A 19,050-nucleotide genomic window follows, 5' to 3' on the forward strand; every position below is an offset into this window, starting at 1 on the left:
TTCAGACTTCTTGCGCTGCTTTTAGGAGGGATATTTGGCACGCCACGTTTTCTTTAGCTTTCATTTCGACAATGATTTTTGGAGAACCCAACAAGTTCGAAATATCAACGCGCTGCAAGGTCAATCGCTATATTCCGCCAACGATTGGGAGGCCGTAAAGCGAAAGGGTGACGCAGCCATTGAGAAATGGATTGCCGATCAGATGCATGGAAAGACATGCGCTATAGTTTTGATTGGTGCGGAAACTTACAAACGCCCGTGGGTCATCCATGAAATAGCGAAGGCGTGGAATGACAAGCGTGGCGTTTTAGGCATCCGCATCAACCGCCTGCTTGACGTGGACGGCAACTCGTCGCTTGCCGGCGAGAGTCCATTCGAGAAAGTAAACTTTGCGGGTTCTCAGAAAACGTTAGCGGGAATCGCTCCGCTGAAAACGCCCTCGGGAGCGGACAGCAAAGCGGTCTATGCGTCCATCGCGGACAATATCGAGGAGTGGATTGAGGAAGCTATTCGGGTTCGAGCAAACAACTGATGGCGGACACTTTGCCAACGACCGTATCGGCCCCAAACCTGTACGAAATAGGCTTGTTGGGCGACATTTCCGAGGGCGAATATAAATCTCTCGTCGATACCATAACGGCACTCATTGGTGATTTCGGCTTAAGCGTTGGCCGAGGTGTTGCCGTACGCTTGGGCAGCGGCTTTGATGAGCGGGAACGTAACGCGGCTAGCGCAGCGGCATACTTTGGAAATCCGGACCTGGTCGGACAAGATGTCGTCCGCCGCGCAATCGCGGATAATGTGCCCATCATTCCTACCATTCCGGCGAAAGGCGATTTCGCAACGCTCGTCCCCGAATTCTTAAGGGGCGCTAATGGATTGCGCCGTAGAAACGATGATCGTCATATGGACGAGTTGGCCGTCGCTTTGCTTGAATGCATTGGATTGCTACGGCGGCAACGTAGAGTTTTCGTGAGCTACCGGCGTATCGAAGCTCGAAGCGCGGCAGTCCAACTTCACGATTTGCTCAGCGAAAGAGGTTTTGACGTTTTCCTAGACACTCACGACATCCGTCCGGGCGAACCATTCCAGGACGTATTATGGCATCGCTTGTGCGATTCAGATGTGTTGGTCATGCTGGATACGCCCACATACTTTGAAAGCAAATGGACGCGTCAGGAGTTGGGACGAGCCCGGGCGAAGGAGATACACGTGCTCCGGGTCGTATGGCCGGAACATACGCCGGACAAACAAATGGACTTCGCCGAAACAATCTATTTGGATAGGGCGGAGTTGAGTGGCGGCGATGGGCCCATCATTGAAGGCGTTGCTAACCAGATTGCGCTCGCGGTTGAGGCGCTGCGGAGTAGGAGCATAGCTTCTCGTTACATGTCCATTACCGGCAAGCTTTGGGCTGAAGTGACCAAGATCGGCGGTAGCATTGAAGGCGTTGGCGCCCATCGCGCTGTTGCGGTGCGATTGCCCGATGACACCAAACTGTGGGCTTACCCTATTGTTGGGATACCGACCGCAGAGCTATTGAACGATGTGGCAGACAAAGCTCGCCGATACGAGCATGGCGGGATGCCAGTCCTTGTCTATGACCATGTGGGTATTCGGGACATCTGGATGGCCCACTTGAAGTGGCTAGACGAGAATATCAGTAGCGTACGCGCTATAAAAGTTGTCGAAGCGGGTTGGACCTTCGCGGCCTGGGAGGCAAGGCCTTGAGCGACAACAACGCCATCTTCCTGTCAGCAAGCATTCCCGACCCGAGGCGCGGACCTGAATATGCAAAGACCGCCGACACCGTGGCCATCACTGCAGCGGTGTCTTCTCTGATCCATGTTACACTCGGGAGGAGATTGCTCGTTTGGGGCGGACATCCCGCAATCACCCCAATGATATGGGAGATATCGGACAGCCTCGGTCTCGAATACGGAGCATGGGTAAAGCTGTATCAGAGCAGGTATTTCGAGGATGAGTTTCCTGAGGATAACAAACGATTTCAGAATGTCACATATACGGAAATCGTAGACAACCACCGTGACCGAAGCCTTCTTGCCATGCGAAGACGAATGTTCTCGGACTACAATTTGTCGGCGGCCGTTTTCATAGGTGGAATGAGGGGCATCGTTGACGAGTTCGAGCTAATCCGGGACATGCACCCAAAGGCGCGGATGGTACCTGTCATTTCCACCGGCGGAGCAACTCTGGAAGTTGGAAAGCGGCTCGGCCGACTGCCCGACGATCTCTTAAATAGCCTTGACTATATCGCCCTTTTCCATCGCCACCTCGGAATTTCCGTCCAAGAGGAACGCTATCGACGGCCAGAGGACCAGCCTAAGACTTTCGCTGAGCGCCTTTGGAGACGGGAAGACAGCGCGCCACCTGCCGAGGGTCAGTAGAAAGCCGGTTGACGCGTGAGCAAAGAAGCAGAGTGCTGAAAAGAAAAAGTCCGGCCCGCTCGTAGAATATCGCTCGCCGTACACTTCGCGCCGCTTGGGTCGCAACAGCGGCACCGCCACTAAGGTTCTCTGCAGTAACGCCAGGACGAAAGCAATCATATCAGCGTCGCAGGCAATGAAACGGTGGAAAAGTGTAAAAAATTCATTTCTTGGTGGGGGGCGTGTTTTTCACTAATTCGGCTTGATGAATGTTTGATTACTGGCTCTAGCTATTTGTCCAAAGCCTTTTCTTCTTGAGCTATTTGCGAATCGCGGGGGATCAGGCTTGGATGAAACAGTTCCTTTCAGTCGCGGATTTAGTGCCGTCCACATGGCTACTTACAGACCTTATCAAGCGCCTCCTGGAGCTTTGTGCGGCCAATTGCATCTGCCTTGAATGCTCCAAGCAGCAGTTGCGCCAGGGCGCCGCTCGTCTCGATCTTGAAGTTGGTTATCTTGCAGTCGACGCCATTCACCTGGGCTTTCGCTTTAACGGTTTCCGATATTTGACTTTTGAACACCGCCTTGTCGCTGGTCTTGCAGGTCAGGTCAGCAATAATCTCAAGCTCGGATGTTGGGCCGTTTGAAGTGTAACAGACGCTGTTCAGGTGGTGTGCCGGCTTGTCCAGACCGGCCTTGCTGATACCCTCGCATTTCAGCTTCTCTATTTCCGGAGCGATGGCGCTCGATACGAGGCGACCAACGAAGGCGTCACATTCCTGCGCGGCGACCGGACCGCCGGTGAAGGTGACGGCGATAACAATGCCAAGCAAGCCAGTCTGGATTGAATTCATGCAGCTCTCCGTCAGGGTCGAAGGCCGAAACTCGATCGCGTGGTCTACGGTCAGGTCGGGGAAGGATCTCCGTACAGACCGCCATGCCAAAAGACCGACGAAGTAGGCAATCACGAACCCTCCGGTATGCATTACGACCGAAACGCCAACAGCACTGGTATTGCCAAAGGCGGCTCGGACACTGGCAGTTGCCAGACCGCTAAGGGTGCCGGCAACCGAGAAGAAGACTGCTCCGGCCAGCATTCCCCTTACCGTCCCGAAACCGGCCCACCTGCTTGTGAAGAATGCGATCATGAATACCAGCGTTAGAACCAATCCAAGACCTGCCTTTGCGAGGCTCAACTGCCAAGCCTGAGATGTCGGCGCGGTCAGGCTTACGATGCTGCTGTCGTTGATCATAACAACCGCAATCGCGGCATTGATCAGCAACGGAACGATCAACAATGTCGTCAAGCCTGCGGGCGTCGCCGCAAGTGGCATCACGTCCGTCCTGGAGCCGTCCGATCTGAGGCTGATGCAAAGCGCTGCCAGCCAGCCCAATCCAAGTATCGCCGGGTTGAAGACCCATCATCGCGCATCACCAGCGGCTTGAAGATGACAGCCGTCCCGAAATGCAGCCCCTCATTCAGCAGCACGTAATAGATCGATCCCGCGAGCGTCACTGCAACACACACGACGAGCGCCGCAACGACCACCCTCAGCGCTGAGTAGGCCTGCCTGGTCACATCACGGTCGTCGTCAGAAGGTTCGTCAGACCCCGCCTTGCGGAGCAGCACGAACGGCACAATGAAGATGAAGAAGACAATCGGGAGCACAAAAACAAGCCGCTCGGGGACTGCGTTTTTGAGGACATATCCGTAGATTTCGAAGCTGCTCAGGAACGCGGTTCCCAGGCCGATGACCTTGACGTCTAGGCTGATCTGGCCTGCCTTGGCCACGGTCTCCCCCAAAGCGCGGTATGCAAACCAGAAAACAACCGCGAAGTTTACCAAGATCAAAACGCCCTGGATGTCGGGGACAGAGAGATCGTCATTGGGCCTCTTGCAAAACAAGGCCCCGTGCGAGAGGCAAGAAAGGACGGTCGCCGTCTGGGCGCCAGACTGGACCAGCAGCGCGGTGGTGAGAACGGGCACCAATCCGAGCCGCAGATTGCCAGGAACCCGGTCCCAGAGAGAACGACCAAGCATTTCGAACCCTCCGAACCCAGAAGCGCCTCGGCAGTGCCCTTTGAGGATATAGGAAATACGTCTCCTGGCAATATTATAATAAGCTAAATTCGCTAATACTTCGGCTTTCGAAACGATCAAAATACATCGGACAGCAAAATCTTCCTCGAAATGCCGCTCGAAGGTGCCTTTCTGACGTGCATCTGCAGTCTGGAAATGCCGGCAGTGTGCTCTCTCGGCTGCACGGTCAGCGACGAGCCGCCGGTTTGTGGCACTTGCTCCACAATGCCGGCATGGTGCTCACCGAAGGTCGGCGTCGCCCTCGAGTGCTGGATGTTCAGCCGGATCGATTCCAAGTCCTCAATCCGGCTCGCAACGCGCCTTGAACGTGTTATGAAGAGTAGCAGGCATGACGATGCTGTTGGGGGATATATGGCTGCCAATGAGCGGGAAGTTGACATCTTCTTGCTGGGCAATGAAGAAGAAGAGAGGCTGGAAAGTTTAGCTGAGGCGCGTGGTTTTTCCGTCTATCTATTCAGATCCAGATTCTCGACGGCAAGCGAGGTATCAACCAGTCAGGCAGAAAATCTGGAATCCCACCAAGCCCCAACAAATGAGCTGGAAATACTGGAGGCTGCCGGCGTCGTTGTCGTGCTACTCGGCAGATATGGCTGGGGGGGCGAGGCAGCAAGATATCGCTTTGCGCGCCGAAGGCCTGGGGAAATCCGTTGTTGCGGCGTTGGTCGGACAGCCGCCGGCGTCTGCATTGCAAGGGGCTGAGGGAATATTCGAACGGGGTCGGCTGTTTGATCTCATCCTCCCGGACGCCGCCGATTTCCCGCTGCTTATGAACGTCTTGGAAGGGACGCTGGACAAGGAGCGTGATGCATCCGGGCCCCGGAGGGGCTGCGCTATGACGAGGTCATCAAAACTCTTGTCGACGGCGGTGACACCGACCGGTTCGCTCTACTGACCCGGTTGCAGCGCGGCGAGATCGCAAATCCAGCGAGGCTTGCCCGCCGGCTGCGTTTCAGCATCAAGGAGGATTTCTCACCGGCGAAGGAGAACTAGTTCGCGATCGCCGTAAGGGACCCCAAACGGCTCGCCTCGACGCGATCATGGATGCTCAGCGCCCTTATCTGGGTCGAGCCACGCAGTTCTGCTAGCTCGGAATTGATCCTTGAGCATGTGCAGTCCAGTTCCGAACCAGACCGAGCCGTGCGATTTTGGGCGCTGGCTGGAACAATCGCGGCCGAACTTCCCTACGTCAACACCGCGATCAACCTGGCCAAGGACGATCCCGCTCGTGAAGTGTCAGGCCTGGCCGCGATCGTTGCTGATCCCGGCAATGACCTTACCCTCCAAGCATTCCGATCGGCACTCAACTCCCACAGCTTCGAGCTCGCATGGCATGTCCTTCGGATCCTGCGTGTCGTCTCCCTGCCATCGCTCGCCGAAGACGTGGTCGCTCAACTGGAGCGTTCGGCCGAGGGCATGACGCTTACCTACGACGCATTATTTGCTCTTGCAACCCCGTCATGGCGATGGCGGCGCGGCCGTTCATCCTCGATCAGCTCGGGCTCACCAGGATAGCACAGCTGATCGTTGGTGAGTGTCGCAGTTCCACGCCAATCTCGACCGTTTGCTCGCGTCCTTACGGTCTTCGATCGCGAGGAGGTGCGCAGCGCGCTTCACTAGCTCGCAAGAGCCGCACGCCGAAATCCCTATCGCCGAGCCCACCGCGCACGACGTCGCTGCGCTGGCCGAAGTCTTGAGGATCTCGCCGGCCGAGACCAAGTTTGCTGAGAGTCTCTACACACTGCTGCCGACGCCGCGGAGCGCGAAACGCTTTACGGACATCTACCGGCTGCTCAAGGCATCGCTTGCGAGCGGTGATCTGGCAAGGTTCGAAGGAACCGGCGGAGCGCCCGGCGACTTCCAACTCCCCATGATGCTGCTTGCCTTGCTTGTCGGAAGATCGAGGCTGGCAGGGAAGCTTTTTCCAATGTTCCTCGCCAGGGCAACAGAGAAGCACCAGGATTGGTGGCAAATGGGATGGGATGTCGCCAGCCCCTCCGCCGAAGAAGAGCGCCTTCGGAAGCAGGTCGATGCAATTTGGCGTCCTTCTACTTCCCCCGCTCCCCAGAACTGGTGGCCACGTGGTTGCCACAAGTGGCTCGTTACTGTTCCAGACCGCAAAGATGTTTCTCGAGGAGCGTTAGACAGAGTTGGGTCGCTGCTCGTTTGGCCGCGCCGCGCCGCCTAACGACACCTAGGGCCTGAGGGAGGGATAAATGGTGGCGGATAGTGAGGGAGTTGCAACGGCAAAACGCGGGGCCGGAGCAGAAATTGCACGACAGGCATATGTGCTGATCCACGGAATGGGAGAGCAGCGGCCCATGGATACCGTCAAGGGATTTGCCCAGACCATCTGGTCGCTCGATCGCGACGTGCAGGTGCACGGCATGCCACACGCCGGGCAGATGTGGAGCCGGCCTGACAATCGCACCGGCTCGCTTGAGCTGCGACGGATCACGACACGCAAGAGCCGCGCCAGCGATTGCTTTCCCGAGGGCGTGCGGACTGACTTCTACGAACTGTACTGGGCGGACCTTATCTCCGGTTCGACATGGGATCAGTTCACTGCGTGGGTGCGATACCTGCTATTTCGACCGTGGTCGAAGGTGCCGGTGGATGTTCGGGGGGCCTGGCTCTGTCTCTGGGCAAGCGCGATGATTGTCACCGGCCTGGGTTTAATCGTGCTGATCCCAGAGGCCTTGTGGGCGGCGCATGCCCCAGCCTGGTTATCGCAGAAGGTTGTTGCCGCGATCGCAGCGGCGCTTCTGGCGGTCATGCATCACCAGGCCACAGCGAGTTTTGGACGCGTGGTCAAATATACGCGTTCCGATCCAGACAACATTGCCGCCCGAAAGGCAGTGCGCGAGCGCGGTCTCAAGCTTTTGCGTGAACTTCATGGCAGCCCAGGTACCGAAGCTCATATGACCGGGTCGTCGTTGTCGGTCATAGTCTGGGGAGCATGCTGGCCCATGACCTGCTCAGCTATTTCTGGGCTGAGCAACTGGGCGCGCAAGCATTCGCACCCGCATCGGAGAAGGGCAAAGCGGTCGTGGTTCTGGAAGCAGCGGCTGCCGCTCTCAATCAGGATGCCTCAGCCGACAAAGTCGCGGCTTTTCGGCTTGCACAGGGCCAGCTAGGGCGCATCCTGCGGCAGGAATCATGCGCCGCGGAGACCACGGCGCGCTGCCTCATCAGCGATCTCGTCACGCTTGGCAGTCCACTCGCGCACGCCGGATTCCTTCTGGCCGACGGCCTCGACGATCTGGAAGCGCGCTGCCGCGCGCGCGAACTGCCGACGTGCCCGCCATTTCGGGACGAGCTCGATCTGTCCTTAATATCCGCGGCGAAAGTTTCGGGATTGTTGCCGGCAGGCGAAACCCGGCTGGTCTCGTATCAGCTCCGCGAAACGCCCGAAACATGGGCGCTTCATTTTGCAGCGCCGTTCGCCGCTGTGCGCTGGACCAATGTCTATGACCCCGCGCACGGGGTGGCGCAGGGCGACATGATCGGTGGTCAAGTTGCCGGTAAGCTCGGAACCGCCATTCTCGATGTCGATATTTCAAAGAGCGATCGGCTATCGCGGCGGTTCACGCACACCCGATATTGGGCGCCGGATCAACCTGCTTCGAGACTTCAGACGCTTCGAGAAGCGATCAACCTGCTTGATCGCTGGTCTCGTTCTGTTTGCCATATGAATCAGGGCCACCGACCGACAAGCCGTATCGGGTTCCCACGGAGCGCTTCCGGCATTGTCGACTTCACCAATTGGCTTTGCGAGAACCCGAGCGCGTTTGGACACGGAGAGCGAACACAACCCCTCGCAGTAACGTGATCACTTCGATATCGTCGACAACGAAACAAGACTCGCAAGGTCTGGGTGGTTCATTCTATTGTCACATATTTCCAGCAGCAATAAATTCGTGGGGGAGACAAGTAGATGGCGAAGCGCAAATACGGCGTCTTGCGAGGAAAGGTAGTCGCCACCGCCGAAGAGCACGACCAATCATCGCCGCACTACCAGGTCATGATAATGGCGAACGGCACCCCTTGGCGGATCGCGGTCAATATCCAATCCACGGATACTTCTGGCGGAGCTGACAAGTCGATCGTCCTTTACAAGATTGATGAGGACTTTCGACACCCCGCGCTCGAGACGGTGAAGAAGTTCGCGGACGGTTTCACAGCCCTTCCGGCCGGTCCCGACGGCGGGGCGCTCGACTACATTCGCGGCAACCTGTTCGACCCGTCCGACATGCGCCTGCTGCCCCCGGATTCATCGGATGGCAATGACCTGAACACCGTCCTGGACTCTCATGTTCAGCGCGCGAAGTCGGAGCAGGACGCCGTGATCTTTTCCTTTGGCCAGCCCTGGGGTCCTGAGAATAAGCCTGACAAGACGTTCAAGTTCAAGCCCAACCAAGGGGTGCACGACATTCACATGAACCAGGGCAATCCGGTTGCTGGCGGCCACGCCGGCGACAATGGTGTGTGGCAAGACGGCGGCGTTCTGATGTGGTTTCCCAGTTCGGACCGCTGGGTGGCGATCTTCCTCGCTTTCCAGAGTCAGTCCTGGCACACGGATGACAGGAACGGAATGCCAATTGCGGGCAGCACCGGAGCCGAGGCCAACCAGTTTGACGACCAACATCGCCGCTTGCCCGATCAACAGCAAGCTGCGGCAGAAGCCGAGATCGTTGCCGTGCGGTTGAAGCAAGGCGGCGGGCAAGGCACGGCCGTGATGCTGCTCAATACCAGCAGTGAAGTTGTCGACCTTTCCAAGTGGTCAGTCGCCACGTCCAAGCAGGACAAGGTGGCACTGGACGGCGGTCTGGCGATCGGTGCGACGCTGGACGTACAGGTGCCTGCCAGCTTTTTCCGCAAGGGCGGCGGGAGTTTGACGCTGCTCGATGGCCAGGGTCTCAAGGTTGACGGCGCCACCTACCCGGCATCCGCAGGCGCTCGGCGCGGCTGGATCAAGGTTGCCTGAGCCAAACAGAGTTTGACTTGAAGGGAGGCAGCTTTGCCACAGGATGGAGCTACAGCCCAACCGGCGGGACATCTGCGACTTCACTTCGACGAGGACAGCCACGCCAAGGGTCCACGCAACCTTTCGGCGGTTGAGCAGATCGGCACGACGTTGTGGTTAGGCGCGGATGAGGGTTCGTATCTCGATCGGCTGTCCACTACCGACAACACGAATTACGACCATCATACTGCCTATGCATTGAGCGAATTCTTCAACCTGCCGGGCGGATCGGACGGCGAGGTGGACCTTGAAGGACTGGGCGTGGACCGAGTTGGAAAACGCCTCTGGTTCAACGGCTCGAACAGCCTGCGGCGCAAAGTGCCGAAAATCGGCGAGGATGGGCGCGAGGCCGCGCACGCGCTTCGCACCATCAACCGGCAACCCAACCGATTTCTCCTTGGTAGCGTAGGGTTCAATGTCAATGCGAATAGCATCGTCGAACTGGTGCCGGGCAGCGGCCGAGCGTTGCCCTTCGACGCGGACAGAAGCCGGCTTGGTGAGATGCTGGCCAACGATCTGCTTATCGGCCCGTTCCTCGCAATTCCCGCCAAGGAAAATGGGCTGGATATCGAGGGCCTGGCGGTCGATGGCGACATGGTCTTTCTTGGCCTGCGCGGACCGGTTCTGCGCGGTTGGGCGATCGTCCTGCAGCTCAGCGTCGAGCAGACGCAGAAGGGAGTGCTCGAGCCGCAACCACTAACCCAGAAAGGTCGTCGCTACCTGCGCCATCTGATCAATCTGGATGGGCTCGGCGTCCGCGACCTTTGCGTCTTGAATGATGATTTGCTGGTGCTTGCCGGACCAACCATGGATCTGGACGGACCGATCCGGTTGTTCCGTTGGCGCAACGCGCTGAAGCTGACAAGCGATCAGCGTGTGGACGGGAACACTTTGGAAGTTCTCTTCGATATCCCGTGGGGCTATCGCACCGACCATGCCGAAGGTATTGCCCTGTTTCGTGCTTCCGACCAGACAGAGCCACGGCTGCTTGTCGTCTACGACAGCCCAGCCAAGAGCCGGCTTCACCAAGGACGCTACTTCGAGGCCGACCTGTTTTCGCTCCGATAGGCCCAAGACAATCCATCTGAAAACGAAGGGTGGGCTCTCGGGAATCAGATATCGACATTCAACGCAGCCAGCCCTCCCCGGGATCAGGTCCGCGCCCCTCTCCGCCAGAAGTTGACCCGCTGATCCCGGTGCTGGTGTCAGAGTGCTAGAACTTAGGCAAGCTAATCTTTGGCGGTGAGATTTTCGGCAACTCGATTTTCGGGCAGGGATTGTGAGCGCAGAAATCCTCAACCGGCTTGGTGATTTTACCCGGATCGCTGCGCGCAAACGACCCGGCGGGGTCATCGACCCACTCCTTCAGCTTTTGCGTGTTTACCTCGCGGCCGATCCGATCAGCCATCTGTTGGGTAAATTTGCCGATCGAAACAAAGAATTTCACAAGCTCGTTGTTGGGGCCAAACTCGAGATTGCCCAGGGTCACCGCGGTTGATCCCTCATCCGTGCAAGTGCTCTTCCCAGGTTTTGAGACGGCATCCTTGATTTTCGATCGCTGTTTTGCCAGGTCGACCGTGTCCATCGGCTCGCTAGCTTGGGCAAGGGACGAATTGGCGGTCAGTAACCAGCCTGCGGTGGTAGCGTCTGCCTTGGTGACTTCGATAGTGGCGTTCAGGTAGCGCCAGGCGGGTTCGACCGTAAGCACTCGATCCTTCGTGGCAACGGTTAAAGGCTTGCCATCCTTGTCGTGACTATCGATGGTGCGCGGCAAGTCGTCGAAGATCGGGACGGGCGCTATGATGCCTAGATCGACGGGCTGCTCGCGGACAATTCCGACGCTCGGAACCTTTGTCCAGCCGAAATCCGTCTTGGCAGTGCCATCGGTCCTCAGGTCAATCTTTACCGATCCGCAGCTCCCCACAGGTCGCGCGACCAGCACGTGCGTGTTATCAACGTTGTCGACGGTAAAAGTGAGGCCAGCACTCAGATTCGCCGAAGCCATTGTGGTACCGACACCCCCTCCAATTAACGGGTCAACGTGGACATGTACCTTCGCGTCGGCCTCGACGTCGATGCTCGTCTCGACGTGAATGCCCTTTCCTGGCTCCCAAATCGGTACAAGCCCGGCTAAGAAAGCCCCACCTGTCAGCGAATTGTCGTCGACAAACTCGGCGAACACGCCACCCTTTCCAAGAATGTCATCGCTCCAATCCTTGTTTGCGATCTTTCCGTCGATCTTCGTTGATCTGAAGGACAGGCGGCGCTCGGCTGGCGGCAGCGCGGTGATGCGACCAAGCGCGGACAGTAAGAGCTGTGAACTGACCCACACAGCCGCATCACTCTCGGGGGTTGAAACAGTGTCGATCCTTGCCCGAATTTCGTTCGTCTGACGCACCAAATCTTCTGCTGGAATGCCGTCCGGATCCGGCGGCGCATCGCTACCTTCGACTGGGGTATCGGAGGTCAGGAGCCACAACCCGTTCTTGAGGAATAGAGGCAACATCGCTGGGAGCGAGCCAGCTAGTTTGATGTTCGGAATAGTGAGCGCATAGGTGAGCTTGGATCCAAGATCCTTGTTGATAGGCATCGTCCCGGTACGCTCTTCGCCAAGATCGACTGACATACCATTCTGGATGGGCAGCATTATCAGTGTGCTATCGATCATGCCTGCAAGCAGGTTGCTGGAGATAAGGTCGGAAGCGAACCTGCCACCTCTCCAGTCTAGTCGGTACCAGCCGATCTCCGGCACGATCTCAACTGGAACAAGCCGGAATTGAAGTGAAGCGGTCTGCGGATCAGCCTGCTTTGTCCCTGCATAAACGAGTTCAGCAACGGCCTGGGCTTTCAACGTAACATTACGGCTCGGCGATGACGCCGACAACGCAACGGCAACCTCCACGAAGGTCGATTGCGATTGAATCGTCAGATCGTCGAAGGTGATCGTGATGTCGTCCTTCTGGGAGGAGACCTTGGTGCCCTTCAAGCCGCTTGTGAGCGCAGACAAGGATTTATTCGATAGAAAGAAGCCTGCTGCCCATTTGTCCGGAACGGCGCCCACGGTCAGAACACGTTCTGCGAGTTTGGCTGCCTGCCACTCGAGCTTGATTCGGTCGCGCGTATATCGGACGCCAGAATTTTCGTGCCAGATCCATAGTGCTCCAGCAAGAATGGCCGCGACTAGCATTGCCAAAGCCGCCAGCGATCGCATACCCGCCTCCCTAATCAACGTCCCAGGATTTGAGAAAGCGGAACCGCGACGTAGCCGGGATGCGGTGTCGTGTCGTTGGCGGCGGACACGATGATTGGCATTGGCAGCGACTCGTCAATCTTCGTCGGGCCGATCCGGTCCCAGTCGTACAGGAAGATGTCCTGATAGAACTTCGCTATGTCACGGTCGTAGAAGATCAGGCTGGCGTCTCGATTAAAGCCCGTTCCCGCGGTAGTCCAGTTGTGGCTTCCAATTAACACCGCTTCGCCGTCGATAATGATGCCTTTGGTATGGCAGTTGTTTTGTTTGCGGATCTTCGCGGTATCGAAACCGTAGTCTTTGGCATTGCTGATCGTATCGCGGTCATCCGGCCCGAACGAACGGAAGATAATTCGAACTTCACGGCCGGCCCTCTGCTGCGCCAGGAGGGCATCGAGAAGCTTTCGGTAATCGTCGCCGACCGTCTTGGTGTTGAAGCTCTGGTTCTGGAAATAGATCGTGCTCTTTGCGGACTGAATGAATGGCAGCACCGTATCGATATAATTGTCGGGCGTAAGGACCGGCTGCACGTCTATGGCACGAGTGTCTGTGACCGGCTGGAAGTAGCGCGGCCTCGCAACGGCTTCATCGGCCGACAGGTCAACAGGTACCCACACCAGTGGCTCTCCAGAGATTGCCTCGGGCGCAGCCTTCGCCTCCTCGAGGTCGCGTAGAATGTGGGCTTCGAAGAGTTGGCTCAGATCCTTGTCCTCAAGCACCACGTGCCACTCGCGGTTATATAGCCGGAGCGCGTTCGCGTCCGCCGGGTTGCTAAGGGGTGCGACGTCGGGCTGGTTCGAACTTTGCCAATTGCCACTCGACAGCCACATCGCCGAGCGGTCGCGAACGGCAACCTTGATGTGGTAGTCGGAATTGAAAATGCCGCCCTTACCCACGCTCGCCGGCGCAAAGCTGAACTTGCTTCCCTTCTCCTCACGTATCTTGTCGACCGCTTCGTAGTCGGTAACATCGCCCGCATGAACCTTGCCGCCCATCTGCAGCACAAGCGAGATTGTTTCGGCTTTATTCTTGACAGCGTCCAACACGCCATTAAGGACGTTGACGGCTCCGAAATCGTACATCGCCACGACCAGCGACTTCGTGGTCCCTGCAAGAAATGGCCCCAGGACCGGCCAGCTTGCGTCCGGCCCTGTGTGCAAGGTGAACGTCGTCGATGTGGTGCGCCTCGAGAGGGGAAGGTCGGGCCGCTTCTTGTAATTCGTATGCCAGGTCGCGGGCGCTTCGTCGTCGAGACTAAGTCCCATGAGATCAGCGGTCGAGGCAACTGTAATGTCGGTGCGTACCCCATTGACGTAGGAGGGAAGCGGCATGACGCCTCGCGACTCGAGCGCGCCGAGGTCAACCTTGCGCTTGACCGCTATCACAACCGCCCGCTGATCGGTGATCGCGCCGTTTTCGAACCTGTAGCCTGGCTTGACGGCGACCACGTCTTCGCGGTTTGCAAGAAGCGCGCGGGCGGCGCGTACGGCAGCGAGCGTCATTTCCTTGTCGGGGGAAGGGCTCCCCGCTGGCGGAGCCGAAGTGTTGGGGCCTGAGCCGGAACCCGCCTGCTGCGCGCTGCCCTGGCTCCACCCGAAGGCAGGAGTCGGTCCCGGGCCACCAGTCGGCGTCGCGGTAAACGTCGGCATCGCTGAACCGTCGATTTCGACGGTAATCTTCAGCGGCACGGTGAACGTGATCCCGCTTCGCCCGGAGTTTTGATTGCCGCCCCCGCCGCTATTGTCGGCCATTGTCGTTCCTCCAGTGTTTTCCAGCAACCCGCGAGCACGCGCAAGGCACCGTTTTAGCTGTTCGATTGGGATTGCGTCATTCTCGACGAATTCAACTCCGCGGTAATGCAGAGCCACGACCTGTCCGGTGCCAATGTCGATGAGTGGTGATCCAGAGTTGCCGCCCAAGGTGGCGCAAGAATGGGTAATGTTATCGTCGCCAATCCCGAGCAGGTTACCCACCGCCACCCGCTTCTTGTCGTAAATGCCTCCGAAAATCTTGTTGGCGAGTTGCTGGTCCGAGAACCGGATGTCACTCGCCGGATATCCGACCACAGCTACCGGCAACTTCGCGGGAGGCGGGTCGTTGGCGAGCTGCAATGTCACGCGGCCGACGGCCGATGGGCTTTGCGCGAGCTTGAGGAAAGCGATGTCAGGCAGACCGTCTGGCGCAATCCAGACGACTCGCTCGACCGTCACGGGGTCGGTGGCCGCGTTGCCGTATTCCTGCAGGAAGTCGATATCGGCGCCGATCGGCGTGCGCGCGTCGAAGCCCAGCTTGAAGGTGAACCCTGCCCCGCTGGTTTGCGCAAAAAGATTGGCCACATGCCGATTCGTCACCACAAGTCCGTCGTCGATCACCCAGGCCGTCCCGACGAACGGATTATCGAAGTTGCTCACGTCGACACGGCCGATCGAGGCCATGCTGCGATTGAGCAGCGGCGCCTTTGCCGACAGGATCTGTCGCCAGGCGGTCGCTTCGGCGCGAGCGCTGTTGATATCGATAGCGCTGTTCTGGACCAGGAAAACCGGCGTCCCCACGGCGAACACGATCGTCTCGTCGTTGGTAACCGGTGGAGGAGGCTGGGCCGGCCCGCCTGCGCCCAAAGGCGGCGGTCCGCCGGGCCCGGACGGCCCAACGGCTTCGGGAGGTCCGCCGGTTGGCAATGCTTCGCCAGCCGCTTCTACCCCTTCCTCGACAGGTTGGCGCATTGTCTGCGAGATACCGCCAAAGCGCGCGTTTATTGCTTTGGTTGCCTCAGCCACCCATTGGGTATGCTGACCCTCCTTCTGTATTTGATTTATATTTGCAAGCACCTCCGGCGCGCTTGCGTCGGAAATTTGCTGCGCTATACTGCGCAGTCGTTGCGAATCGGCGACCGTCATCGCTTTCCCTCCCACCCAGATACATAAGCCAATTCAAGAAAACTTATCTTACTCAACACCTTAGTCGGCGCATATTTTTAATGCTTCCATCGCCGTAATTCTAAATCCCCAGCGGACAGAACAGTTGGAACAAAATACATCAATCGTTCGCTAAATACCAGATGTGTTGTGCTGAAGCTCGACGGTGAACTCAGGGCCATCATGAACCCAGCGTTCGTCGGCGAGGCCGCACGCGGGCTTGTCAATTTTATGGACGATCTAAAAGGCGTTCCGGTCGTACTCCTCCGCCAGCATCACCGCGAGGGCGCCACCGCCGGGGCGGGAGATGACGATGCTGACCATCAGGGCTGGATGCGTGGCTGATGGCGAAGGGGTTGGCTTCTGCGAGGGACATGTTCGGTTCCTGTTTCGAGCGCCGGCCAGCGTCCTCGCCGAGGGGACGCGGATTTCTCATCCTGGCACAGGGCACGAAGGTGAATCCCGCCCAGTTGCGGACCTCCGTGAGTTGGCAAGTCCTGGAGCAATAATCCGCCCCACCGTGATTTAGCCTATGGCGGCGGGGCTGACTTCTGCGATTCTACCGATCGTCTACACAATAGCCTTGTCCCTTACGAAAGAAGTCTGGGGAGCACCCCACGAAGCGCTTTCTCGGTCGGCATGCAAACCGCCTCGATGAACGTTTTCCAAGAGCGGCGGGATCATCTTAATCCGCGGCCCGAGCGTTATGTCTTGCGAAATGACGTTACCTCCACTCAGGCCAACCTGCTCTCCAAGATGGCGTTCGCGCTTCGAGCTCGCTAGTTTCGCGCAAATACCGTGAGAGGGAAGAATGTCACTTAGTCACAATCGCCAGAAGAAGCTCCTCGAAATGATCCAAACGGATGGCGAAGTGCGTATCCGAGATGTGATAGTGCAATTCAACATTTCCGAGGAGACCGCGCGGCGGGATATCAAACAGCTCGAGCAGGACGGCTTGGTCGTGCGCGTCCATGGCGGGGCCGTCGCCACGCAGCAGCCTAAGCTGGTGGCCGTCTCATCGCGCGTGATTTCTCATCGTGCGGAAAAGAACGCTATTGCCGAGATAGCGCTCGGTCTTCTCAAGCCCGGGCAGAACCTCTTCTTGGGCGGCGGCAGTACGGTGCTGTCATTGGCTCGCCGCATTTCCGCGTTGCCGGAGATGCGCATCGTCACCAACATGGTCGATGTAGCGATCGCAGCTGCCGACGGCCGTCGGCATCGCGTCATCATGCTGGGGGGTGAATTTAGTCCCGACTTCCGGACCGTGACAGGATTCGTTGGTCTGCGTATGCTTCGCGAGCAGCAGATCGATGTCGCTTTCATCGGGGTCAACGCCGTGCATCCCACACTAGGCGTCTTCGACCATGAACAGGTCGGGCAGGATCTCGCCGCCACACTTTCCGAACAAGCGCGAAAAATCGTCGTTCTCGCCGATCATACCAAATTCGGCTTGTCCGCCCGTCACCGGATTCTGCCCCATTCAGCTATTACCTCGATCGTCACCGACGGGAAACCGGCACTGGACGTGATGAAGCAGATCGAAGCCGCTGGCGCCCAAGTCCTGTATCCGCAGCAAAAGCCGTCATAACCCGGCATGAATGGCCTTTTCAACCTGCTGCGGCATATGCCTCGCAGGGATGCCATTGTTTCACGACTGTTTGTGAAATGCCTATACGTCCCAATTACAAATCCTGCATAATCCGTCTTAAAGCCACATAAAACCTTCACATAACTGCGCTATGTCTCAGCCCGTCTGGGGAAGGAAGCGGAGTTCGGCCGGCTTGCCGTCCCGACAAAGGAGAGGTTTTGATATGCAAACGACACGTCGCACATTTCTCGGCATGACGGCCCTTGCGGCTGGCGCGATGGCGTTGCCGCCGAACATCATGGCCGCAGGCGGCCAGCGGCCGAGCCTCAAGATCGCCGTCCAGGATCTGCGCACCATTCTGGAGCCGGTGGATGGCGCTTCCATCGCCAATGTTTCGTGGCGGGTGCAGTACAGCATTTTCGACCAGCTTCTGCGGACAGATTACAACGACAACTTCCGTCTCAATTTCGCCCTCGCAAAATCCTTGAAGCAGATCGACGTGAAAACGTATGAGATCGGCTTGCGGGACAATGTGAAGTTTCATGACGGCTCCACAATGAGCGCGGATGATGTTGTCTTGTCGCTCGGGCCGGATCGGCTGCGCGGCGAAAAGGCACCTGGTGCGGCTGTGCTTGCCAATTTCCTCTCCTCGCTTGCCGATGTGCAGAAGGTCGATGACCGCACTGTCCGCTTGTTCACCACGACAGAGGATCCGGTTTTCATCAACCGGCTTGGAGCATGGGGCACTCAAATCATCAGTGCCAAGGCATGGCACGCTGCAAAGAATTACGATGCATGGGCTGCAAAGCCGATCGGCACCGGTCCCTACAAGATTGGCGACGTGCGTAGCGGCGACGAGATCACGCTGGTCGCGCATGATGACTATTGGGGCGGCCAACCGCCATTTGCCTCGATCCGTTTCAAGCGGGTGCCGGAGATCGCCGCGCGCATCGCCGGGCTGCAGGCGGGCGATTACGACATCGTCACCGACATCACCCCGGACCACATTGCGGAGATCGAAGGCGTTAAAGGCCTTTCGGTCGCTGGGGTCGAAACGATGTGGTTCCGCTTCCTCACGTTCTCACCACTCAAGACGCCCGTTTTGAAGGATGTCAATCTACGTCGCGCGCTTGCTTGCGCCATTGATCGAGATGCATTGGCAGACGGCCTGTGGAACGGTCGGGCGAAGGCGCTCAATGGCTGGCAATTGCCGATTTTCGGCGCAATCAACGATCCCGGGCGCAAAGGCGTGTCTTACGATCCGGCGCTGGTGAAGGAACTTCTCGCCACGTCATCGTACAAAGGCGAGGAAATCCCCTACCCTTCCGTCGGCACCTACTATCCGATGCAGCTTGCCGACAACCAGGCACTGGTCGAAATGTGGAAAGCCGTTGGCCTCAACGTCAAGCTGATCATGTGCGAGAACTGGACGCAGGTCGACAATCTCGGCGGCATCGCGGATACGTCCGGCGGTGCCTTCTACGCCGATCCCGTCTCCATGCTTTGGCAGATTATCGGGCCGACCAATGACCTGCAGGCGGGCGGCGGCTGGACCAATGCCGAATTCAACAGGCTCGGCCATGAGCTTGAAACGACGACCGATCTCGCTAGGCGCCGGGCGGCCTTCAAACGGATGCAGGACATTGTCGAGATTGAGGACCCCTGTATCACACCACTGCACTCCATGCCCTTTCTCTATGGGCAGAAGGCAGATGTCAGCTGGCAGCCGAGCCCGTTGCCGCAAATGTATCTTGGCCCGAAGATATCGCCCGAGCCGGTGGCCTGA

At 58.0% G+C, this 19,050-nt stretch carries 16 protein-coding genes; 11 read left to right on the forward strand and 5 right to left on the reverse strand.

Annotated elements, in window-relative coordinates:
* Positions 1-34 precede the first annotated feature (34 nt).
* Genes ACWGS8_RS26215 through ACWGS8_RS26225 form a run of 3 tightly spaced genes read left to right on the forward strand, consistent with a single transcriptional unit; the run spans position 35 to position 2,408 of the window.
* Positions 35-532: a TIR domain-containing protein gene (locus ACWGS8_RS26215; RefSeq protein WP_454583619.1), complete on the forward strand. Its 498-nt coding sequence runs from the start codon at positions 35-37 to the stop codon at positions 530-532.
* A complete protein-coding gene (locus ACWGS8_RS26220; protein ID WP_454583620.1) occupies positions 532-1,731 on the forward strand; it encodes a toll/interleukin-1 receptor domain-containing protein in 1,200 nt (399 codons plus the stop codon). Before ACWGS8_RS26215 ends, ACWGS8_RS26220 begins: the two co-directional genes overlap by 1 nt.
* Positions 1,728-2,408 carry an SLOG domain-containing protein gene (locus tag ACWGS8_RS26225; RefSeq protein ID WP_454583621.1) on the forward strand — a complete coding sequence of 227 codons (681 nt, stop codon included), beginning with the start codon at positions 1,728-1,730 and terminating at the stop codon, positions 2,406-2,408. The genes ACWGS8_RS26220 and ACWGS8_RS26225 overlap by 4 nt, the downstream gene beginning before the upstream one ends.
* Before the next feature lie 374 nt (positions 2,409-2,782).
* Here the strand turns inward: ACWGS8_RS26225 and ACWGS8_RS26230 are convergent, their stop codons facing one another.
* From ACWGS8_RS26230 to ACWGS8_RS26240, 3 genes are all read right to left on the reverse strand, one after another.
* Positions 2,783-3,721, reverse strand: a complete 939-nt coding sequence (locus ACWGS8_RS26230) for a hypothetical protein (RefSeq protein WP_454583622.1) — start codon at positions 3,719-3,721, stop codon at positions 2,783-2,785.
* A complete protein-coding gene (locus ACWGS8_RS26235; protein ID WP_454583623.1) occupies positions 3,721-4,428 on the reverse strand; it encodes a hypothetical protein in 708 nt (235 codons plus the stop codon). Before ACWGS8_RS26235 ends, ACWGS8_RS26230 begins: the two co-directional genes overlap by 1 nt.
* Before the next feature lie 116 nt (positions 4,429-4,544).
* Entirely contained in the window at positions 4,545-4,763 is a 219-nt protein-coding gene (locus ACWGS8_RS26240) for a hypothetical protein (RefSeq protein ID WP_454583624.1), read from the reverse strand.
* A gap of 76 nt (positions 4,764-4,839) precedes the next feature.
* Between ACWGS8_RS26240 and ACWGS8_RS26245 the strand changes: the two genes are divergently transcribed.
* From ACWGS8_RS26245 to ACWGS8_RS26265, 5 genes are all read left to right on the forward strand, one after another.
* Positions 4,840-5,187 carry a hypothetical protein gene (locus ACWGS8_RS26245; RefSeq protein WP_454583625.1) on the forward strand — a complete coding sequence of 116 codons (348 nt, stop codon included), beginning with the start codon at positions 4,840-4,842 and terminating at the stop codon, positions 5,185-5,187.
* A 342-nt stretch (positions 5,188-5,529) separates the two neighbouring features.
* Positions 5,530-6,000: a hypothetical protein gene (locus tag ACWGS8_RS26250; protein WP_454583626.1), complete on the forward strand. Its 471-nt coding sequence runs from the start codon at positions 5,530-5,532 to the stop codon at positions 5,998-6,000.
* 1,444 nt (positions 6,001-7,444) lie between these two features.
* On the forward strand, positions 7,445-8,317 hold the full coding sequence (locus ACWGS8_RS26255; protein WP_454583627.1) for a hypothetical protein: 873 nt from the start codon (positions 7,445-7,447) through the stop codon (positions 8,315-8,317).
* A 105-nt stretch (positions 8,318-8,422) separates the two neighbouring features.
* Entirely contained in the window at positions 8,423-9,472 is a 1,050-nt protein-coding gene (locus ACWGS8_RS26260) for a DUF2278 family protein (RefSeq protein WP_454583628.1), read from the forward strand.
* Positions 9,473-9,505: 33 nt separating this feature from the next.
* Entirely contained in the window at positions 9,506-10,579 is a 1,074-nt protein-coding gene (locus ACWGS8_RS26265; protein ID WP_454583629.1) for a DUF3616 domain-containing protein, read from the forward strand.
* Between the two features lie 145 nt (positions 10,580-10,724).
* Here the strand turns inward: ACWGS8_RS26265 and ACWGS8_RS26270 are convergent, their stop codons facing one another.
* Positions 10,725-12,722 carry a hypothetical protein gene (locus ACWGS8_RS26270; protein WP_454583630.1) on the reverse strand — a complete coding sequence of 666 codons (1,998 nt, stop codon included), beginning with the start codon at positions 12,720-12,722 and terminating at the stop codon, positions 10,725-10,727.
* A gap of 14 nt (positions 12,723-12,736) precedes the next feature.
* Positions 12,737-15,658: a phospholipase D-like domain-containing protein gene (locus tag ACWGS8_RS26275; protein WP_454583631.1), complete on the reverse strand. Its 2,922-nt coding sequence runs from the start codon at positions 15,656-15,658 to the stop codon at positions 12,737-12,739.
* Positions 15,659-15,826: 168 nt separating this feature from the next.
* On the opposite strand from ACWGS8_RS26275, the gene ACWGS8_RS26280 reads away from it, so the two are divergent.
* The 3 genes from ACWGS8_RS26280 to ACWGS8_RS26290 all read left to right on the forward strand — a co-directional run bounded on the left by ACWGS8_RS26280 (position 15,827) and on the right by ACWGS8_RS26290 (position 19,050).
* Positions 15,827-16,021, forward strand: a complete 195-nt coding sequence (locus ACWGS8_RS26280; protein WP_454583632.1) for a hypothetical protein — start codon at positions 15,827-15,829, stop codon at positions 16,019-16,021.
* A 466-nt stretch (positions 16,022-16,487) separates the two neighbouring features.
* Positions 16,488-17,264: a DeoR/GlpR family DNA-binding transcription regulator gene (locus ACWGS8_RS26285; protein WP_454583633.1), complete on the forward strand. Its 777-nt coding sequence runs from the start codon at positions 16,488-16,490 to the stop codon at positions 17,262-17,264.
* 223 nt (positions 17,265-17,487) lie between these two features.
* The gene (locus tag ACWGS8_RS26290) at positions 17,488-19,050 is read left to right on the forward strand and encodes an ABC transporter substrate-binding protein (RefSeq protein WP_454583634.1); all 1,563 of its coding nucleotides are present in this window, start codon (positions 17,488-17,490) and stop codon (positions 19,048-19,050) included.

It is taken from the genome of Mesorhizobium sp. 43Arga (assembly GCF_053714255.1).